General features: G+C 69.5%; 18 protein-coding genes. 15 read left to right on the top strand and 3 right to left on the bottom strand.

Going from position 1 to position 15,156, the window contains the following annotated elements:
- The first annotated feature begins 137 nt into the window (after nucleotides 1-137).
- The 9 genes from WME73_RS43500 to WME73_RS43460 all read left to right on the top strand — a co-directional run bounded on the left by WME73_RS43500 (nucleotide 138) and on the right by WME73_RS43460 (nucleotide 4,068).
- The gene (locus WME73_RS43500) at nucleotides 138-611 is read left to right on the top strand and encodes a macro domain-containing protein (protein ID WP_437913424.1); all 474 of its coding nucleotides are present in this window, start codon (nucleotides 138-140) and stop codon (nucleotides 609-611) included.
- Nucleotides 612-633: 22 nt separating this feature from the next.
- Nucleotides 634-1,131, top strand: a complete 498-nt coding sequence (locus tag WME73_RS43495; protein ID WP_437913423.1) for a GNAT family N-acetyltransferase — start codon at nucleotides 634-636, stop codon at nucleotides 1,129-1,131.
- Nucleotides 1,132-1,163: 32 nt separating this feature from the next.
- A complete protein-coding gene (locus WME73_RS43490; RefSeq protein ID WP_437742157.1) occupies nucleotides 1,164-1,343 on the top strand; it encodes a hypothetical protein in 180 nt (59 codons plus the stop codon).
- Entirely contained in the window at nucleotides 1,340-1,642 is a 303-nt protein-coding gene (locus WME73_RS43485; protein WP_437742156.1) for a MafI family immunity protein, read from the top strand. Before WME73_RS43490 ends, WME73_RS43485 begins: the two co-directional genes overlap by 4 nt.
- Before the next feature lie 51 nt (nucleotides 1,643-1,693).
- Nucleotides 1,694-2,185 carry an N-acetyltransferase family protein gene (locus tag WME73_RS43480; RefSeq protein ID WP_437913422.1) on the top strand — a complete coding sequence of 164 codons (492 nt, stop codon included), beginning with the start codon at nucleotides 1,694-1,696 and terminating at the stop codon, nucleotides 2,183-2,185.
- Between the two features lie 120 nt (nucleotides 2,186-2,305).
- Complete coding sequence (locus WME73_RS43475) at nucleotides 2,306-2,512, top strand: hypothetical protein (protein ID WP_437742154.1); 207 nt, start codon at nucleotides 2,306-2,308, stop codon at nucleotides 2,510-2,512.
- Between the two features lie 146 nt (nucleotides 2,513-2,658).
- Nucleotides 2,659-3,216, top strand: a complete 558-nt coding sequence (locus WME73_RS43470) for a flavin reductase family protein (RefSeq protein WP_437742153.1) — start codon at nucleotides 2,659-2,661, stop codon at nucleotides 3,214-3,216.
- Nucleotides 3,217-3,436: 220 nt separating this feature from the next.
- Complete coding sequence (locus tag WME73_RS43465) at nucleotides 3,437-3,673, top strand: antitoxin (RefSeq protein WP_437742152.1); 237 nt, start codon at nucleotides 3,437-3,439, stop codon at nucleotides 3,671-3,673.
- Entirely contained in the window at nucleotides 3,670-4,068 is a 399-nt protein-coding gene (locus tag WME73_RS43460; protein WP_437913421.1) for a type II toxin-antitoxin system VapC family toxin, read from the top strand. Before WME73_RS43465 ends, WME73_RS43460 begins: the two co-directional genes overlap by 4 nt.
- A gap of 17 nt (nucleotides 4,069-4,085) precedes the next feature.
- Here the strand turns inward: WME73_RS43460 and WME73_RS43455 are convergent, their stop codons facing one another.
- Nucleotides 4,086-5,231: a DUF4419 domain-containing protein gene (locus tag WME73_RS43455; protein WP_437913420.1), complete on the bottom strand. Its 1,146-nt coding sequence runs from the start codon at nucleotides 5,229-5,231 to the stop codon at nucleotides 4,086-4,088.
- 470 nt (nucleotides 5,232-5,701) lie between these two features.
- Between WME73_RS43455 and parA the strand changes: the two genes are divergently transcribed.
- From parA to WME73_RS43440, 3 genes are all read left to right on the top strand, one after another.
- Nucleotides 5,702-6,385 carry a ParA family partition ATPase gene (parA, locus tag WME73_RS43450; protein WP_437913419.1) on the top strand — a complete coding sequence of 228 codons (684 nt, stop codon included), beginning with the start codon at nucleotides 5,702-5,704 and terminating at the stop codon, nucleotides 6,383-6,385.
- Entirely contained in the window at nucleotides 6,336-7,004 is a 669-nt protein-coding gene (locus WME73_RS43445; protein ID WP_437913418.1) for a hypothetical protein, read from the top strand. Before parA ends, WME73_RS43445 begins: the two co-directional genes overlap by 50 nt.
- 105 nt (nucleotides 7,005-7,109) lie before the next feature.
- On the top strand, nucleotides 7,110-7,532 hold the full coding sequence (locus WME73_RS43440; protein ID WP_437742148.1) for a response regulator: 423 nt from the start codon (nucleotides 7,110-7,112) through the stop codon (nucleotides 7,530-7,532).
- A 210-nt stretch (nucleotides 7,533-7,742) separates the two neighbouring features.
- Here the strand turns inward: WME73_RS43440 and WME73_RS43435 are convergent, their stop codons facing one another.
- Nucleotides 7,743-10,697, bottom strand: coding sequence for a HEAT repeat domain-containing protein (locus WME73_RS43435; protein ID WP_437913417.1), 2,955 nt, complete (start codon nucleotides 10,695-10,697; stop codon nucleotides 7,743-7,745).
- A gap of 192 nt (nucleotides 10,698-10,889) precedes the next feature.
- Nucleotides 10,890-12,020, bottom strand: coding sequence for an alkene reductase (locus WME73_RS43430; RefSeq protein ID WP_437742146.1), 1,131 nt, complete (start codon nucleotides 12,018-12,020; stop codon nucleotides 10,890-10,892).
- 141 nt (nucleotides 12,021-12,161) lie between these two features.
- On the opposite strand from WME73_RS43430, the gene WME73_RS43425 reads away from it, so the two are divergent.
- From WME73_RS43425 to WME73_RS43415, 3 genes are all read left to right on the top strand, one after another.
- Nucleotides 12,162-12,536: a winged helix-turn-helix transcriptional regulator gene (locus WME73_RS43425; protein ID WP_437913416.1), complete on the top strand. Its 375-nt coding sequence runs from the start codon at nucleotides 12,162-12,164 to the stop codon at nucleotides 12,534-12,536.
- A gap of 467 nt (nucleotides 12,537-13,003) precedes the next feature.
- Nucleotides 13,004-14,548, top strand: a complete 1,545-nt coding sequence (locus WME73_RS43420; protein WP_437913415.1) for an ATP-binding protein — start codon at nucleotides 13,004-13,006, stop codon at nucleotides 14,546-14,548.
- On the top strand, nucleotides 14,545-14,985 hold the full coding sequence (locus WME73_RS43415) for a response regulator (protein WP_437742143.1): 441 nt from the start codon (nucleotides 14,545-14,547) through the stop codon (nucleotides 14,983-14,985). The genes WME73_RS43420 and WME73_RS43415 overlap by 4 nt, the downstream gene beginning before the upstream one ends.
- Nucleotides 14,986-15,156: the final 171 nt, after the last annotated feature.

Here is a 15,156-nt window from a genome sequence, read left to right as displayed (position 1 = left end):
AGGCCCCTTTCCATCGGATGAGGTCGGGGACGAGGAACCGCTCCACGTCCATCCCTCCGTCCTCATCGCGAAACCAGCCTGGCGTGCTCATCCGTGAACGGTTACATTCAACAGGACGAGGAGGCGCTGCGTCTACAATGAACGCGATCGACTACCGCACGGGTGATGCGACCGATCCCGTCGGAGAGGGGGCGAGGATCATCTGCCACGTCTGCAACGACATCGGCGGCTGGGGGCGTGGGTTCGTGGTCGCGCTCTCGAAGAAGTGGCCCGAACCCGAGCCGCAGTACCGCGCCTGGCATGCCCGGGGTGAAGCAGCTGGATTCAAGCTTGGGGAAATACAGATTGTGAGCGTGAAAGGCGATCTCTCCGTCGCAAACATGATCGCCCAGCACGGCGTGCGTTCGCAGCATGGCGTTCCCCCGATCCGGTATGATGCGCTTGAGCGATGTCTCGCCATGCTCGCGGAGCACGCGCGGCATGTCAGCGCATCAATCCATATGCCAAGAATCGGTTGCGGCCTGGCGGGCGGGGAGTGGCCAGAGGTCGAGTCCATTGTCCAGAGAACGCTCTGTGCTGCCGGACTGTCCGTGCACGTTTACGACCTCTAACGCGGGGAACGACGCCAAGCAGATGAAGCTCATACGCGCAGAAGATAGCCATGTCATGGCGATCGAGAAATGGTTCCCCGATCGGCGAAGCTGCCAGAACTGGGGTGGTCCGCAGTTCAGGTTCCCGTTTACGGACAGTACCTTCCTGGAGGACACGCGGAGCGGTGTGCTGCCCTCCTATGTGATGCTCGGAGCTGATGACCAGCTCCTCGGTTTTGGCCAGTATTACCTGAGGGCCGGTCGCTGTCATCTCGGACGGCTCGTTATATCGCCCGAGCACCGGGGTGCGGGGCTGGGCCGGTGGCTCGTCGGTGGCCTGGTCGAGCTTGGTGTTCAGGAGCTGGGTGTCGGCGAATGCTCCTTGTTCGTCGTTGCGGACAATACGCCTGCAATGCGGCTGTACCGGAGGCTGGGCTTCGTGGAAAGCCAGTACCCGGAAGATGATCCAAGCGTCACCTCCTTGGTGTACATGGTGGTGGTCGCGACCAGACTGGCAGAGCTGCGCCTGTGGGCCCAGTAAGGCGCTGCGAACGTGACGCACTCGGAGAGCACATGGGAGTCGACCTCGCCTTTGTCCTGGGCCATTCACTGGGAGCCGCCGAGCTGCTCGCATTCCCCGAGCGTGCGTCGGCCTCCCTCGAGATGCAGCGCGCGGCCCGAATGGCCAGCGAGGATGAAAGTCTGAATCTCGACAGAAGCTGCTATTTATCGCGGTCGTTGACCTTGTGGTGAAACAAGAGATCCAAGCCTTGTGCGCTGTCGCGCTCGAGTCCTTCAAGGACGTGCTCCCCCCAGAGCGCTTCCGCGACGCGCACCGCTGGGTTCACAAGTACGGGGAATGGGGGCTCGCCATGGAGCACGTCATCGACTGGATCGGCGACCTCGATCTCCCTGTCCACCAAGCGCAGTTTGACGCCATCGAGCGCGCGATGGCCGCAATGGGATGGGCTGAGAGCTCAAGGATGAAGTGGCTCCGTGGATATTTCGCGTCGCTCATAGCGCAGAATTCCCATGAGGGTGAGTCTGCATGAAGCTTCACAAGCGCCACGCGCGTGCATGGCGCCCTACAGGAGGAAATCCGATTGCCTGAGCTCCATTTCCGCCGTGCCAATCCCGAGGACGCGGCCCGCCTTCAGGACATCCGGCGCGCGGCCTTTGCGCCCGTGTTCGCGTCGTTCCGCTCGATCCTCGGCGACGATCTCTACGAGCTGGCGCAGCGGCGAGACGACGAAGCGCAGGAGGGGCTGCTGACGTCGCTGATGGCGGCCGGCTCGGGCTGGGAGCTGTACGTGGCGCAATCCGGCGACGAGGTCGTCGGCTTCGTGGCGCTCCGGCTCGCTCCGGAGACGCTTGTCGGCGAGATCGGCCTCAATGCCGTCGACCCCGCGCAGGCCGGCAAGGGAATCGGCACAGCGATGTACGAGTTCGCGGCGGCGCACCTGAAGCAGGCCGGGATGAAGGTCGCCACCGTCGGCACCGGCGGCGATCCGAGCCACGCTCCGGCGCGACGCGCGTACCGGAAGGCGGGGTTCGACATCGAAATCCCCAGCGTGTGGATGTACCGCAAGCTCTGATCTCGCCAGCACGACGACGCGCGCGCGGCTCGCGTCGCCCTCCGACAGCGAGGCGCAGCCGAGCAGATCGCCGCCTGGCCAGGCGCTTGCCGGGGCGCGGCGGTGGTACGCTTCGGCTCGATGAGCGCCCCCGCGAGCCCCGGGCCTGCGGACGTGGTGTGGACCGCGTTCCTCGCACGGATGGGCTTCGTGCGCTTCGACGCCGAGATCTCCAGGCGAGCACGCCTCGCCCCGTATGCGAAGGCCGTCAAGGCGCGGCCGAGCTTTCGCGAGGCGGACGTCTGGGACCGGTTGAGCCCGCTGAAGCTGATCAAACAGGTGCTCTGACCCCGCTCGTGCGCTGGTATACGACGTTGCTGCCCGCGATGTGCGTGGCACAATGCGTTTTGGCGCCGAGCAGGCCGCTGCCGCCCCGCCAAGCGGGCAGTCAGCGTCCAGCCCGCTCGTATCGCATCCGTGCCTCGGGTGATCGCATGAAGACCTACAAGAAGGCAGATTTTCCGGTCGCGGATGTCCGGCGCTTCCTGGAGCCGGGTCCTGTGGTGCTGGTGAGCTCTGCGCACAAGGGCCAGCGGAACATCATGACGATGGGCTGGCACATGGTGATGATGCAGGAGCCGTCCCTCGTGGGGTGCTTCATCTGGGACCAGAACGATAGCCATGAGATGGTGCGGCGCAGCAAAGAGTGCGTGATCAACGTGCCCACGGTCGATCTCGTGCGCGTCGTCATCGGGATAGGGAACAGCCACGGATCCGAGGTCGACAAGTTCGAGCAGTTCGGGCTCACCGCCGTCGAGGCGACGAAGGTCGGCGCGCCCCTCATCGCCGAGTGTTATGCGAGCTTCGAGTGCAAGCTGGTCGACACGAGCGCCGTCAAGCGCCTCAGCCTGTTCGTCTTCGAGGTGGTGAAGGCGCACGTCGCGACATCGCCGCGCTATCCGACGACCGTTCACTACCGCGGCGACGGCGTGTTCATGGTGTCCGGTCGCAACGTCAGCTACCGGAGGCTCTTCAAACCGGAGAACCTGTAGCTCGCCAGGCGCTGGAGATGAGGCCGGCGGACACGAGCGTGGCCGTGTCGACCGGGGCGGACTCTTGGCCGAGCGCGCGCGGTGCTGGTTGCGGCGCCGGGACGGTGCCAGGAAGAGGGCACAAGCAGGAAGCTTGGTGCGGGGCACTGGCCTGCGCGTGCCGAGCCGGATCAGACGAACACTTGACGGAGTATATACGAATGTATATACTCTTTGAGTTATGGGCGCGAGTAGAGCAAAAATATTTCAAAACGGCGGAAGTCAAGCTGTCAGGCTTCCCAAGGATTGCCGGTTCCCCGATGGCGAGGTGCTCGTACGGCGTGAGGGACGCCGCGTGATCCTGGAGCCGATCGACGAGTGGCCTTCGAGCTTTCGTGCCTGCCTTGGGGCCTGGTCGGATGAGATCGAGCGGCCGGCACAGGAGCCCGTCACGGGGATAGAGGATCCGTTCGAATGACGCTCCTCTACATGCTCGACACGGACACCGTGAGCTTCGCTCTCCGCGGATTCGGTGGCGTTCCCACGCGGCTGCTCGAGCACAAACCGTCGGAGATCTGTATGAGTGCGATCACGCTCGCGGAGCTACGATACGGCGCTGATCATCGTCGCTCCAGGAAGCTGCATGGTCTCATCGACGCCTTTGCTGCTGCCGTGACGGTCGTCCCTGTCGATGAGGGAGTAGCGGCTCGGTTCGGAGCGGTTGCTTCGGCGCTCGTCCGTCAAGGTACGCCGATCGGCAGCTTCGATACGCTGATAGCGGCGCATGCGCTCGCGCTCGACGTGACCTTGGTGACGAACAACACGAAACATTTCAGCCGCGTGCACGGGCTACGCATGGACAACTGGGTCTGAAATGAACCTCCGGTCGATCAGCCGTCGCAGCCGTCGTCGTGGACGATCGCCCAGCCGAACTCGGGTGCGAGCGCGCCGGTCGCGGCTTCCTGCGTGACGCCGAAGAGCCCTGCGACGAAGCGCAACGGGTGATCCGTGCCGTCGCGCACATCGACGAACCTGACGGGGGCGCTGGAGATCGAGCTCGGGATCCGCAGAAGGCCCGGTCCCTCGGGCTTGAGTATCCAGTCCGTGCGCTTCTCCGCGGCGCGCAGCGCCTGCTCCCATCGGCCGAGATACGGGTTCGGCTCGAGGCGCTCGCCGTTCCGATCGAACGTCTTGAGGTACGGAAAGAGGACGAGGATCCAGCCGGTCAGCTCGCTCGGCCCGGAGCCGCTCTCGTAGCGGAAGAACGAGCGCCAGAACGCCGGGTCGACGTGCCCCTCGGCGGTGCGGACGACCTCGTCGAGCACCGGGAGGAGCGCGTCGGTCCAGGCCTCGAGGCCGAACTCGGACAGCATCGCGGCGCGCCGGCGAACGCTCTTCCAGTCGTCGACGCTGCCCAGCAGCGTGATCGCAGGGATGCCGCAACCAGCCAGCATCTCGTACTCGAAGTAAGGCTGGAACGCGTCCATGAGGACGACCTCCGAGGCGGCGCGCTCCACGGCGCCGGTCGTCGAGAAGTCGGCCACGATCAGGTCGCGCAGGCGGCCGATATGCGCGGCGATCTGCTCCGAGAACGCGGTGAACGCCTCGGGCCATGGATTGGGCTGGCCAAGGAAGAAGTCGGGCCGAATGATGACGAGCTTCTTCTTCCCCTGATGACGGACGAACCGCCCGCGCAGCGCCTCGGCGTTCAGCGCGACATGGTGGGCGAACCCCTGCGCGAGGCAGAGCCACACGGCATCCGGCGACAGAACCAGCGGGTGGTGAAGGTAAAATGCATCGTGCGCCGCCTGCGCGAGCGCGTGGGCGTCGGTCGCGGAGACCAGCGGCGCGTCGCTCGGCGAGAACGCCTCGATGCGCGCCACGGGAGGTCGCGGCTTGCCCCAGAGCATTCGCCGCTGCTCCGGCGCGGCGCGCTCACCCCCGCCGAGCAGGCTCGGGATGGCCTTGGCGCGATCGAGCACCTGCATGAGTTGCTGCGGCCGATCGACATCGGACACGGCGAAGGTGATTGACATCGATGCATCCTACCTTACGCATCGACGACACCTCAACGTCGCTTCCCGAGGCTCCCGCTGCCACGATCCGCAGCTCCCGCGCCCCGAGGCCCACCGTCGAACGCGTTATCGCCGCCGCCTTCGATTCAATCGTCTGCGCCATCCGGCAATGGCTCCGGCCCGCTCGCCCGCCAGCGCTGCGCGCTCCCGCGCGACGAAGCGCAACGGGCGCACCCGAAGCGCCGCTCGCGCGTCGAGCGCGCCTCTTCCGTGAGCTTCCTCATCATGGCGGCTATGCGACGCGCGGGAGGAGACGCTCCCGCCGGATAGAGAGCTGAACAACCTCCTGCGATGTGCCGGCCAACCCGCCGACAGCACCGAGAAATCAACGTCCGCGTCGGGAATTCCCCTCAGGACGGCTCGGTAGAAGCCCTGTCCGCGCTTGCAAGAAAGTGGACCGCCCGGCGAAGGTTCTGCTAGGGGGGTCTATCATGATCATCGCGCTCACCGGACAGAAAGGTGGGATCGGCAAGAGCACCACGGCCGTGAGCCTCGCCGTGGCCGCGCTGGCGAGCGGCCGGCGTGTGCTGCTCGTCGACGCCGATCCCCAGGGGACCGTCCGCACGTGGGGCGACGTGGCCGCCGAGGCGGGGCACGATACGCCGACCGTCATGGCCATGGGCGCCTCGATGCACAAGCCGGGACAGCTGCCGGAAGTCGCCGCCGCGTACGACCTCACCGTCATCGACTGCCCTCCGCGCCACGGCGAGATCGCGCGATCGGCGCTGATGGTCGCCGACATCGCCATCTACCCCTGCGGCCCCACGGCCGCGGACGCCTGGGCCCTCACCGCCGCGATCGAGGTGTTCCGCGAGGCCGCCGCGCTGCGGAGCGCGCTCAAGGGCTGCATCCTCATCACGCGCAAGCAAGGCCGCACGGCGCTCGGCAAATCGGCGCGCGCGGTGCTCGAGACGTCGGGCTTGCCGGTGCTCTCCACGGAGCTCGGCTATCGCATCGCCTACCAGGAGTCCCTCGCCTGCGGGCAAGGGGTGACGGGCTACGCACCGCGGGACGCCGCGGCCAGAGAGATCACCCACCTTCTCGAAGAACTGGAGAAGCTTCACCATGGCCAAAAAGCAAGTCGCGGTCTCGCTACGAAAGCCGCCGTCGCCTGAAAAGGCCGACGCGTTCGTCGCGGGGGGCGAAGGCGGCAAAGCGGCGGTCGACGTCGTGAGGTCGAGGCCCGCCGCCGATCAGCGCGCGCACGACGGCGAGACGCCCGTCGAGGCGCGGCAGGAGCGAGAGCGAGCGCAGGAGGCGCCGCAGGACCGAGCACCGGAGGCGCGGCCAGGCGCCGAGCCGCCCGCGGCGACGGCGCCGCAGGCCGCCAGCGCCGCCGCCGGGCCCCAGGCGCTCGCCACCACCTCGGAGCCGCACGCCGGCCCGCCGGTGCTCCTCGGCAACGACGGCCGCTCCCGGCGCGCGGTCACCGTCTACCTGCCCGATCCGCTCGCGGATCGGCTGCTGCTCCATTGCATCGAAAACGATCGCGACATGAGCAACCTGGTCGGCGAGGCGGTCGAGGTCCACCTCGACAAGCGCCTCGGGCCGGCGTCCGTCTCCGCGGCCCCGGCTGAGGCCGCCGCCCCCCGCGAGGCGCCGCCCCCGAGCGCGAGCTACCGCACCGAACCGTTCCGTCCGGCGGACACCGGCCCGAAAGGGCGGGTCGGTCGCGTGGTCCAGGTCGGACGGGTGCTGATGACGCTCTGGCGTCAGCGGCCGCGGGCGAGCTGACCGGCTAGCGCGCATCGACTCCGCCCCTATCGCACCTGACTGGCGCGGCCGCCTCGCCGGGAGTTGACGTTCACGTCCATCTCGCCAATGAGAACGTAGGAGACAATGGACGTCGAAGAAAAACTCTTGAACATCCTCCTCGTCGAAGACGACGACGTCGACGTGATGAATGTCCGCCGGGCGTTCAAGCGGAACAACATCTCGAATCCCCTCTGGGTCGCCGGGAACGGCGTCGAGGCCCTCGAGATGCTGCGCAGCGGCGTCGTCCCGGCCGAGCGGCGGCTCATCCTGCTCGACCTGAACATGCCCAAGATGAACGGGATCGAGTTCCTGCGCGAGCTGCGGGCCGATCCAGTGCACGGGGCCACGTCGGTCGTCGTGTTGACCACATCGAACGACGACCGCGACAAGGTGGGAGCCTACAACCTCAACGTGGCTGGTTATCTCCTCAAGCCGGTCACGTTCCTCAGCTTCGTCGAGCTCATGGCGGCGCTCAACAAGTACTGGAGACTTGTGGAGCTACCGTAGCGAAACACATCGGTTTTCCGGTCCTTGTCGTGGCGAGGGCGCCCCGCGCGGCGCGCGCGCTCACGCTCTCCGAGAGACAGCGCGCGTCGGGCCTTCAGGCGCGGTGTCGTGGCGGAGGCCGATCGCGCCCTGACCGGGATGGCGCCCCTCCCGGATCGGCTCGATACGCCGGAAGATGCGGTTCCTCAGGATCGGCGCCGCGACGCCGCGCTACTTGCTGCGCTTGACGACGCCGAGCGCCTTCTGCGCCGCCTTGACGGCCGCCTGCGCCTCCTTGCCGGGGGCGCTCGAGAGCGCCGAGATGAGCGCCGTCGCGACCTCGCGCCGGCTGTGCGCGTGCACGTCCGCGAGCTTGAGGTAGAGCGGCGCCTTGTCGGCGAGATCGGCGTCGCCGCGCCGCGCCTCGATCCGCTCGACGAGGCAGGCCGCCACCGCGGTGTCGTCCATCTTCTTCAGCGCGTCGAGCGCCGCCGCGCGCTTCGCGAGCTCCGGCCGCGCCTCGATGAGGTCCACGAGCGGCGTGAGCGCCACGGGGCCGAACGCGCGGATCGCGTCCGCCACGATGCCGGGCTTGTATCCGTCGGCGTAGGCCGAGAGCAGCTCGCTCAGCCCGCGGACGTCGCCGAGGAAGCCGAGCGCGTACGCGGCGATCTTCGCCTCCCGCTCGTCCACGCCCCGGCTCGCCAGCATCCGCACGAAGGTCTCGACCATCTCGACGTCGCCGAGCTGCGCGAGCGCGTAGGCGGCCTCCTCGCGCACCTCGCGGGAGGCGTCGGCGTAGAACGCGCGCCGGAACGCCGGCAGCGCGGAGAGATCGCCGAGCTCGGAGAGCGCCTTCAGCGCCTCGAGCCGCTCCTCCTTGGTCGGCGCGGCGCCCAGCGTCTTCGCGAGCTCGTGCACGCGCCCGAGCCGCGCGGCGCGCCGCGCGCGCACCGCGTCGTTCCCCGGCCCGCCCGACGGCGCGTGCGTGAGCTGCGTGACGTCGATGACGTCGAGCGCGTCGCGGGCGAGCGCCCGCAGGCCGGCGTCCTTCGCGTGCTCCGCGACCTTGCCGAGCATCGCCGTGGCCTCGGCGCGGGCCGGGCCGCCGTGCAGCACGACCGCCTGCAGCACCCGCACCGCCGTCAGCTTCGCCACGCGGCCCGCCTTCACCGTGAGCGCCTTCTCCGCGGCGGCGATCGCCTCGGCCCCGAGCGGCGCGAACGTCCTCGCGATGGTCGGCGTCGCGGTGCCGTCCGCCCAGATCGGGAAGATGCTCGCCACGAGCTCGCTCGCCGGCAGCGACGCGTAGTAGCGCGCGTGGTGGACCGCGGCGACGTAGCGGTTCATCGCGCCCGCCGCGCGCCGCCGCGCCACCTCGTCCGGGGAGAGCGTCTCGTCGGGCCGCGCCACCGCGACGCTCTCGTAGGTCGGCACGCGCTCGGTCGAGGCGCGGTCGATCTGCGTCGCGCCGGCCAGGCGGACGAGCGCCATCTCGAGCACCTGGTAGAGCTTGATGAAGTCGTCGAGCCGATCGGCCGGCTCGGGCCGCTGCGGCAGCGCCTGGAGCAGCGCGGCCTGCTTCTCGAGGCGGAGGTCGCGCAGCCGCGCGGCCAGCGGGTCCGTCGCGCGCGCGCCGAGCCCGGTCAGGCCCGTGACGAGCGCCTCGGCGAGCTCCTCGCGGACCTCGCCGAGCGCGATGGCCGCGGGCGAGGCGCCCGCCTCGCGGGCGGCGGCGTTCCACGCGGAGCCCTCGAGCGGCCCGCCCCGCGCCGCGCTCCCCTGCTCGAAGACAGGGCGCAGCTCCAGGCCGAGCGGCCCCTCGACGACGGCGGCGAGCGGCCACAGCGTGGGCAGCGCGGCGTCGATGCCGACGTCCCCGAGCAGCGCGCGGAGCCGCGCGTCGCGGAGCGAGCCGGCGAGCCGCTCCTCGAGCGCCGGGTCGTCGGGCAGGTGGAGCGCCTCCCCCTTGTCGTCGACCGCCGCGAGCCGCGCGCCGCGCGCGAAGAGCGTGTCGGTGAGCACCGCCACGGGCACGAGGTCGGGCGCGAAGACGTCCTTGCGGTGCTCCTGGAGCGCCGCGAGCGCCGCGCCGACGTCGGGCAGCGCCCGCGCGAGCACGGACTCGAGGGCGCCGGCGTCGAGCGGGCGCTTGTCGCCGAGATCGCTGAAGTCGACGCGGAGCGGCGGGTAGCCCGGGTAGGTCGTCGCCCGCGCCCCGGCGAGCACCTCGCCGGCGAAGCTCCGCTTCGGGTCGGTCCGCTTCGCCAGGAACACCGGGAGGATCTGCTTCTCGCTGAAGTGGCGGCCCGACTCGAGGTCGATGAAGCGGCTCTCCCGGATGACGAAATCGTCGCTCGTCGTCCGCGTCGAGAAGGCGTACTCGATGAGCGTGAGGCCCTCCGCGGGCTTCCTGTCGGACGCCTTCCACGTCTTGCCGACGAGCTCCTCGACGTGGCGGTCGTCGAGCGGCTCGCCCGCGAGGTGCTTCTCCAGCTTGCGGGCGGTGAGCAGGAGGTCGGCCATCACGTTCGCGTAGGCGACCGCCGGCAGCGCGCCGCGGGGAGCGCCCCGGGCCTGCCGGCCCCCCGCGGCCTGCCCGCGGAGCAGCGCGGCGAGGTCGAGCGTGCGCGCCGAGAGGCGCCGGAGGCGGTTCTCCCGGAGCGCCTCGGCGAGCTTCTCCATCTGCTCGATGCGGTCGCCCCCGATCGTCGCGACGCCGGACACGCCGAGCTCGCGCACGAGCGTGCCGACCTGCTCGACCCCGGACTTCATCATGGCCTGCGCGTTCGCGCTGCCCTTCTTCACGCTCTTGCGCGCGGTGTCCCCGCCCGGCGCGCCGGGCGGCGGCGCCTCGCTCACGGCGAACGACTCGGGCGCGCGCGCCCACGCGACGAGCAGCGCCGCCGCGTGCTTGCAGAACGCGGTGTTGAAGGTCCGCGCCGGGCAGGAGCAGCGCCCCTTGAACGCGGGCGTCGGCGCGTCGCTGTAGACGAGCGACACCTTGTAAGGCGAGGCCCCCGAGCCCTTGGCGTCGCAGAACAGCTTGTTCTCGTGGCGCGCGAGGTTCAGGAGCTGCCCGCCGTCGTAGAGCAGCGTGCCCTTCTTGAGCTCTCCCGCGTCCTGGATGAACGCCCGGAGCTCGCCGGCCCCGATGCGCTTCACGTCGCCCGGGGCCGCGCTCACGGCGCCTCCGCGGGCGAGCGCGCCGGGCGCGGCGCCGTGGGGATCTCGTCGTTCGGGAGCAGCGGATGGGCGGCCGGCATCGGGCTGGAAGCCTATCATGGGCGGCGGCGCGGGAGCTCCTCGCCACCTCCGCCCGCCTCCGCCCGATCACGCCATCGGGTCATGGGATCAGGCCCTCGGGCCCTCAAGCCGTCAGGCCATCTGTGCGCCGGCGCTGGCGCGCCCCACCGCGGCCTCGCCGAGGCGCGGGTAGTCGATGTAGCCGCGCGGGCCCTCGGAGTAGAAGGTCGCGACGTCGGGCGCGTTGAGCGGCGCGCGGCGCGACAGGCGCTCCGGAAGATCAGGGTTGGCCAGGAAGGGCGCGCCGAAGGAGACGAGATCCGCCGCGCCGGTCCGCAGCGCTGCCTCCGCGGTCTCCAGCGTGTAGCCGCCGTTCACGACGAGGGCGCCGCGGAACCGCTCGCGGAGGAGGGGCGTCACGCGCGCCGCGGCGTCGAGCGCCTGCCCCGAGAGCGGCTCCACGACGTGCAGATAGACGACCTTGCGCGCCGAGAGCTCGGCGGCGACGTGGCCGAAGAGCGCCCTCGGATCGGAGTCGCTCATGTCGTTGAAGTCGGCCAGCGGCGAGACCCGCACGCCGACCCGGTCGGCGCCGAACACCCCCGTCACGGCCTCGGTGATCTCGAGCAGGAGCCGCGCCCGGTTCTCGACCGAGCCGCCGTACCGATCCGTCCTCTGGTTCACGCCGTCCCGGAGGAACTGGTCGATGAGGTAGCCGTTCGCCGCGTGGATCTCGACTCCATCGAAGCCGGCGGCCTTGGCCCGGCGCGCGCCGTCCTCGAACCGCGCGACCACGCCGGCGATCTCGCCCGTCTCCAGGGCGCGCGGGGTGGTGTACGGCTGCGGGCCCTCGGGCGTGTACGCGTGGCCGTTGCGGATGGCGACGGCCGAGGACGAGACGGGCGCCTGCCGGTTCGGCTGGAACGAGGGGTGCGACGCCCGCCCGACGTGCCAGAGCTGAAGGAAGCCGCGCCCTCCCGCCCGGTGGATCGCGTCCGTCACGAGCCGCCACCCGGCGACCTGCGCGTCCGTGTGGATGCCAGGTGTGCGGAGATATCCCACGCCCTCCGGGGTGACCTGCGTCGCCTCGGTGATGATGAAGCCCGCAGAGGAGCGCTGCTCGTAGTACCGCGCGTTGAGCTCGGTCGGCACGTTGCCCTCGCCGGCGCGGCAGCGCGTCAGCGGCGCCATCACGAGCCGGTTCGGCAGCGAGAGGGGGCCGAGCGCGAAGGGGCTGAAGAGCAGGTCTTTGGCGGTGGTCACGATCGATGCTCCTTGCAAAGAAGATGTAGCTTCCGAAAGGGAAGTGGCATCCGTTCGGGGGCATCATGAATCTGCACTGTACGATGTCAAGTCACTTCCCTTTTGGAAGTGGATAGGTCATTCTGGTGCCTGGGACGACACATGAAGCACGCGTGCCAGCACCTCTGCGAGAAGTTTCAGGTCGCGATGGACGTGCTCGCGAAGCCCTGGAACGGGCTCATCATTGCGACGCTCGAGGAGGGGGCGCTGCGCTTCGGCGAGATCGGCGAGCGACTCGACGCCATCAGCGATCGGATGCTCTCCAGCCGGCTGAAGGAGCTCGAGGCGCTGGGCCTCGTGGTGCGGCGCGTCCTGCCGGGGCCCCCCGTGCGCGTGGAGTACGAGCTGACCGACGCCGGCCGGGGATTCGGCGAGGTGGCGCAGGCGATCTCGCGGTGGGGAGAGCGGCTCGTGGTGAGCGCGGCGCGCGGCGGGGGGGCGAAGCGCGCCGCGCGGGCGGCACGGGCGGCACGGTAACGACCGGCGGCGAAGCGCGCGCGGGCGTCATCCACGGTGCCTCCACGCAGGTCGCGTGACGGATGTCACGAAGGAGTCCGCCCGGTCCTGAGCAGCGCTCAGGCAATACCTGACGCCGAGCGCTCGTGTGGCGAGGTAGCGGCGAGGTAGCGGCGAGGAGCGAGAGGAGCGCCTCTGTCGAGCTCGAGGTTGCGCTTGCCGCTCAGGTAGAATGGTGATGTAATTCGAGGGCTTCGCATCTCAGTGGCTGTCAAAGCGCGGTGCAGATTCGTAAGATACGAGCTCAGCCGTTAGGCAGGCGAGTGAGGCGTACGAAAGTGCGCGGCAACGAGCCGAACGACGCGGATGAGCTCGCCAAATACGAAGACGTACCTCGCTATGACGCGAAGTGTCAACGCATGGGCGTCCCCTGGGGGTCGCGGTGGATCCGCCGTATGGTACTGCAGCACCAGCGTCGACCGGGGGGGATGAGGCTCGCGCACCAGTTCTGGTTGTCTCTCGTCGTCCCCATCGCGATGGCGATCCTGCTGTATGGCGTCTTCGCGTCGGCGCACCGCAAGCAGGTCCTGCGGGAGGAGGCCACGGCGGAGCTCCGCAACTACGCCACCCTGCTTCAGGCGTTCGTCGAGAGCGCGCTGCAGCGCAGGGACCTCGCGCTCGTCCGGCGGCGGGCGGAGCACTTCGCGAGCGCCGAGCGCATCCTTGGCATCGCCGCGTTCACCAGGGAGGGCGAAGCGGTCTTCGTCACGAAGGGGATCGAGCGCGAAGCAGCGCGCCTCGGGCAGCTCGCGCGCCGGGCGTTCCGTGAAGGAGGCGACATCGAGGAGGCAGCCAGCCTGGTCGGGCAGCCCGTGCTGCTCCGCACGGTCTCCATCCAGCCGAGCAGCGCCAATCAGCCCCTGGTCGCCGTCCTGGTGCGCGATCATCATTACGCCGAGGTGCTGGAGAGGGCGCTGAATCACGGCCTCGCGGTGACCGGCGTCGTGCTGCTGCTGATCAGCGCGGTCGTCGCCGGGCTCGTCGGGCGCTTCACGGTCGCGCTCCCCGCGCGGGCCATCCTCGCCGGGGCCGAGCGCGTCGCGAGCGGCGATCTGGACGCGGCCGTGCCCGAGCGCGGCGCGGAGGAGCTCTCTCGTCTGGCGAGCGCCTTCAACACGATGACCGGCTCTCTGCGCGAGGCGCGGGAGCGCGCCGTGCGGGAGGAGGCGGCGCGCGTGAACGGGGAGCGCAAGCTGCAGCAGGCGCAGGCGCTCGCCGCCGCGGGGCAGGTGGCGACCTCGCTCGGCCATGAGATCGGATCGCCGCTGAACGTGATCCATGGCCGCGCGCGCCGCGCCGCCGACCTGCCCGGCTGCCCGGAGCACCTGCGCGCCGAGCTGGAGACCATCGCGCGACAATCCGAGCGGATCACGCGCGTCGTCTCTCGCCTCGTCTCCCTCGCTCGGCCGCCGAGACCGCAGCAGGCGGACAGCGATCTCAGGCGCGTCATCGACGATGTGGTCGCTTTCCTGGGCCCGGAGTGCAGGAGGCGCGGCATCGAGCCGAGCGTCCTGGGCCCGCTCGAGGGCGGCGCGAGGGCGCGCGTCGCCCTCGACTCCGATCGTCTGTTTCAGGTCGTGTTCAATCTGTGCTTGAACGCCGTCGAGGCCCAATGCAGCGGCGGCGAGCTCGTGGTGCGCGTCTTGCCCGAATGCGATGGTCCGGCGGGCTCTGGCGCCGTGAGCTTCGAGGTCGCCGACGGGGGACCGGGGATCCCTGCCGAGGATCTGCACCGGATCTTCGAGCCGTTCTTCACGACGAAGGCGGCCGGCGGCGGGAGCGGGCTCGGGCTCGCGATCGTCCGTGGGATCGTCCAGGAAGCCGGCGGCTCGGTGGAGGTCGCCGCCTCATCGACAGGCGGGGCGCGCTTCCGGATCACCCTGCCCGCGATCGTTTCCGGTCCGCCGGCGAGCGTGGAGGCGAGCTCAGAGGCGAGCTCGGAAACAAGTATAGAGGAAGGGCAGAAAACATGAGTCTGAGCTCACCGAGTGTATTGGTCGTCGAAGACGACGATGATCTCGGCCGGTTCGTCGTTGACATCGCTACGGACCACGGCTACCAGGCGACGCACGTGGCCGATGCGATGTCGGGCCTCGGTCTGCTCCCGACGGGGGAGTTCGACCTGCTGATCACCGACATCCGCATGCCGGGGATGGATGGCATCGAGCTGATCGCGCGGGCCAAGGAGCACGACCCGACGCTGGCGATCATCGCGATCACCGCGTTCGGCTCCGTCGAGACCGGGATGCGCGCCCTCCGCGTCGGCGCCTCCGACTACCTCTCCAAACCCTTCCGCTCCGATGAGCTAAGCTCTCGCATGCGACGCGCGCTCGAGCGTCGCGCTCGCGAGATCGAGCATGCTCGTCTCCAGCGGCAAGTCGCAGAGGTATTGCGCCGCGGCAAGTCGTGAAACGGCGGTACTCCAGGGTCTCATGACGCCGAGGTCCCCCGGCATCGACGAAGGACGAGGCCTGAACACCTGAAATGGGATCAAGCACTCCAGGCGCGCTATCGTCGTCAGGAAGGTGGTCATGCAATCGAACAACATCGCGGCGACCTCGAAGGACAGGCACGGGAGCGG

Source organism: Sorangium sp. So ce302 (assembly GCF_051530145.1).
GTDB lineage: Bacteria > Myxococcota_A > Polyangia > Polyangiales > Polyangiaceae > Sorangium > Sorangium cellulosum_B.
The sequence above is the reverse complement of the archived record's forward strand: the minus strand, read 5'-3'. Positions and strand labels throughout refer to the sequence as shown.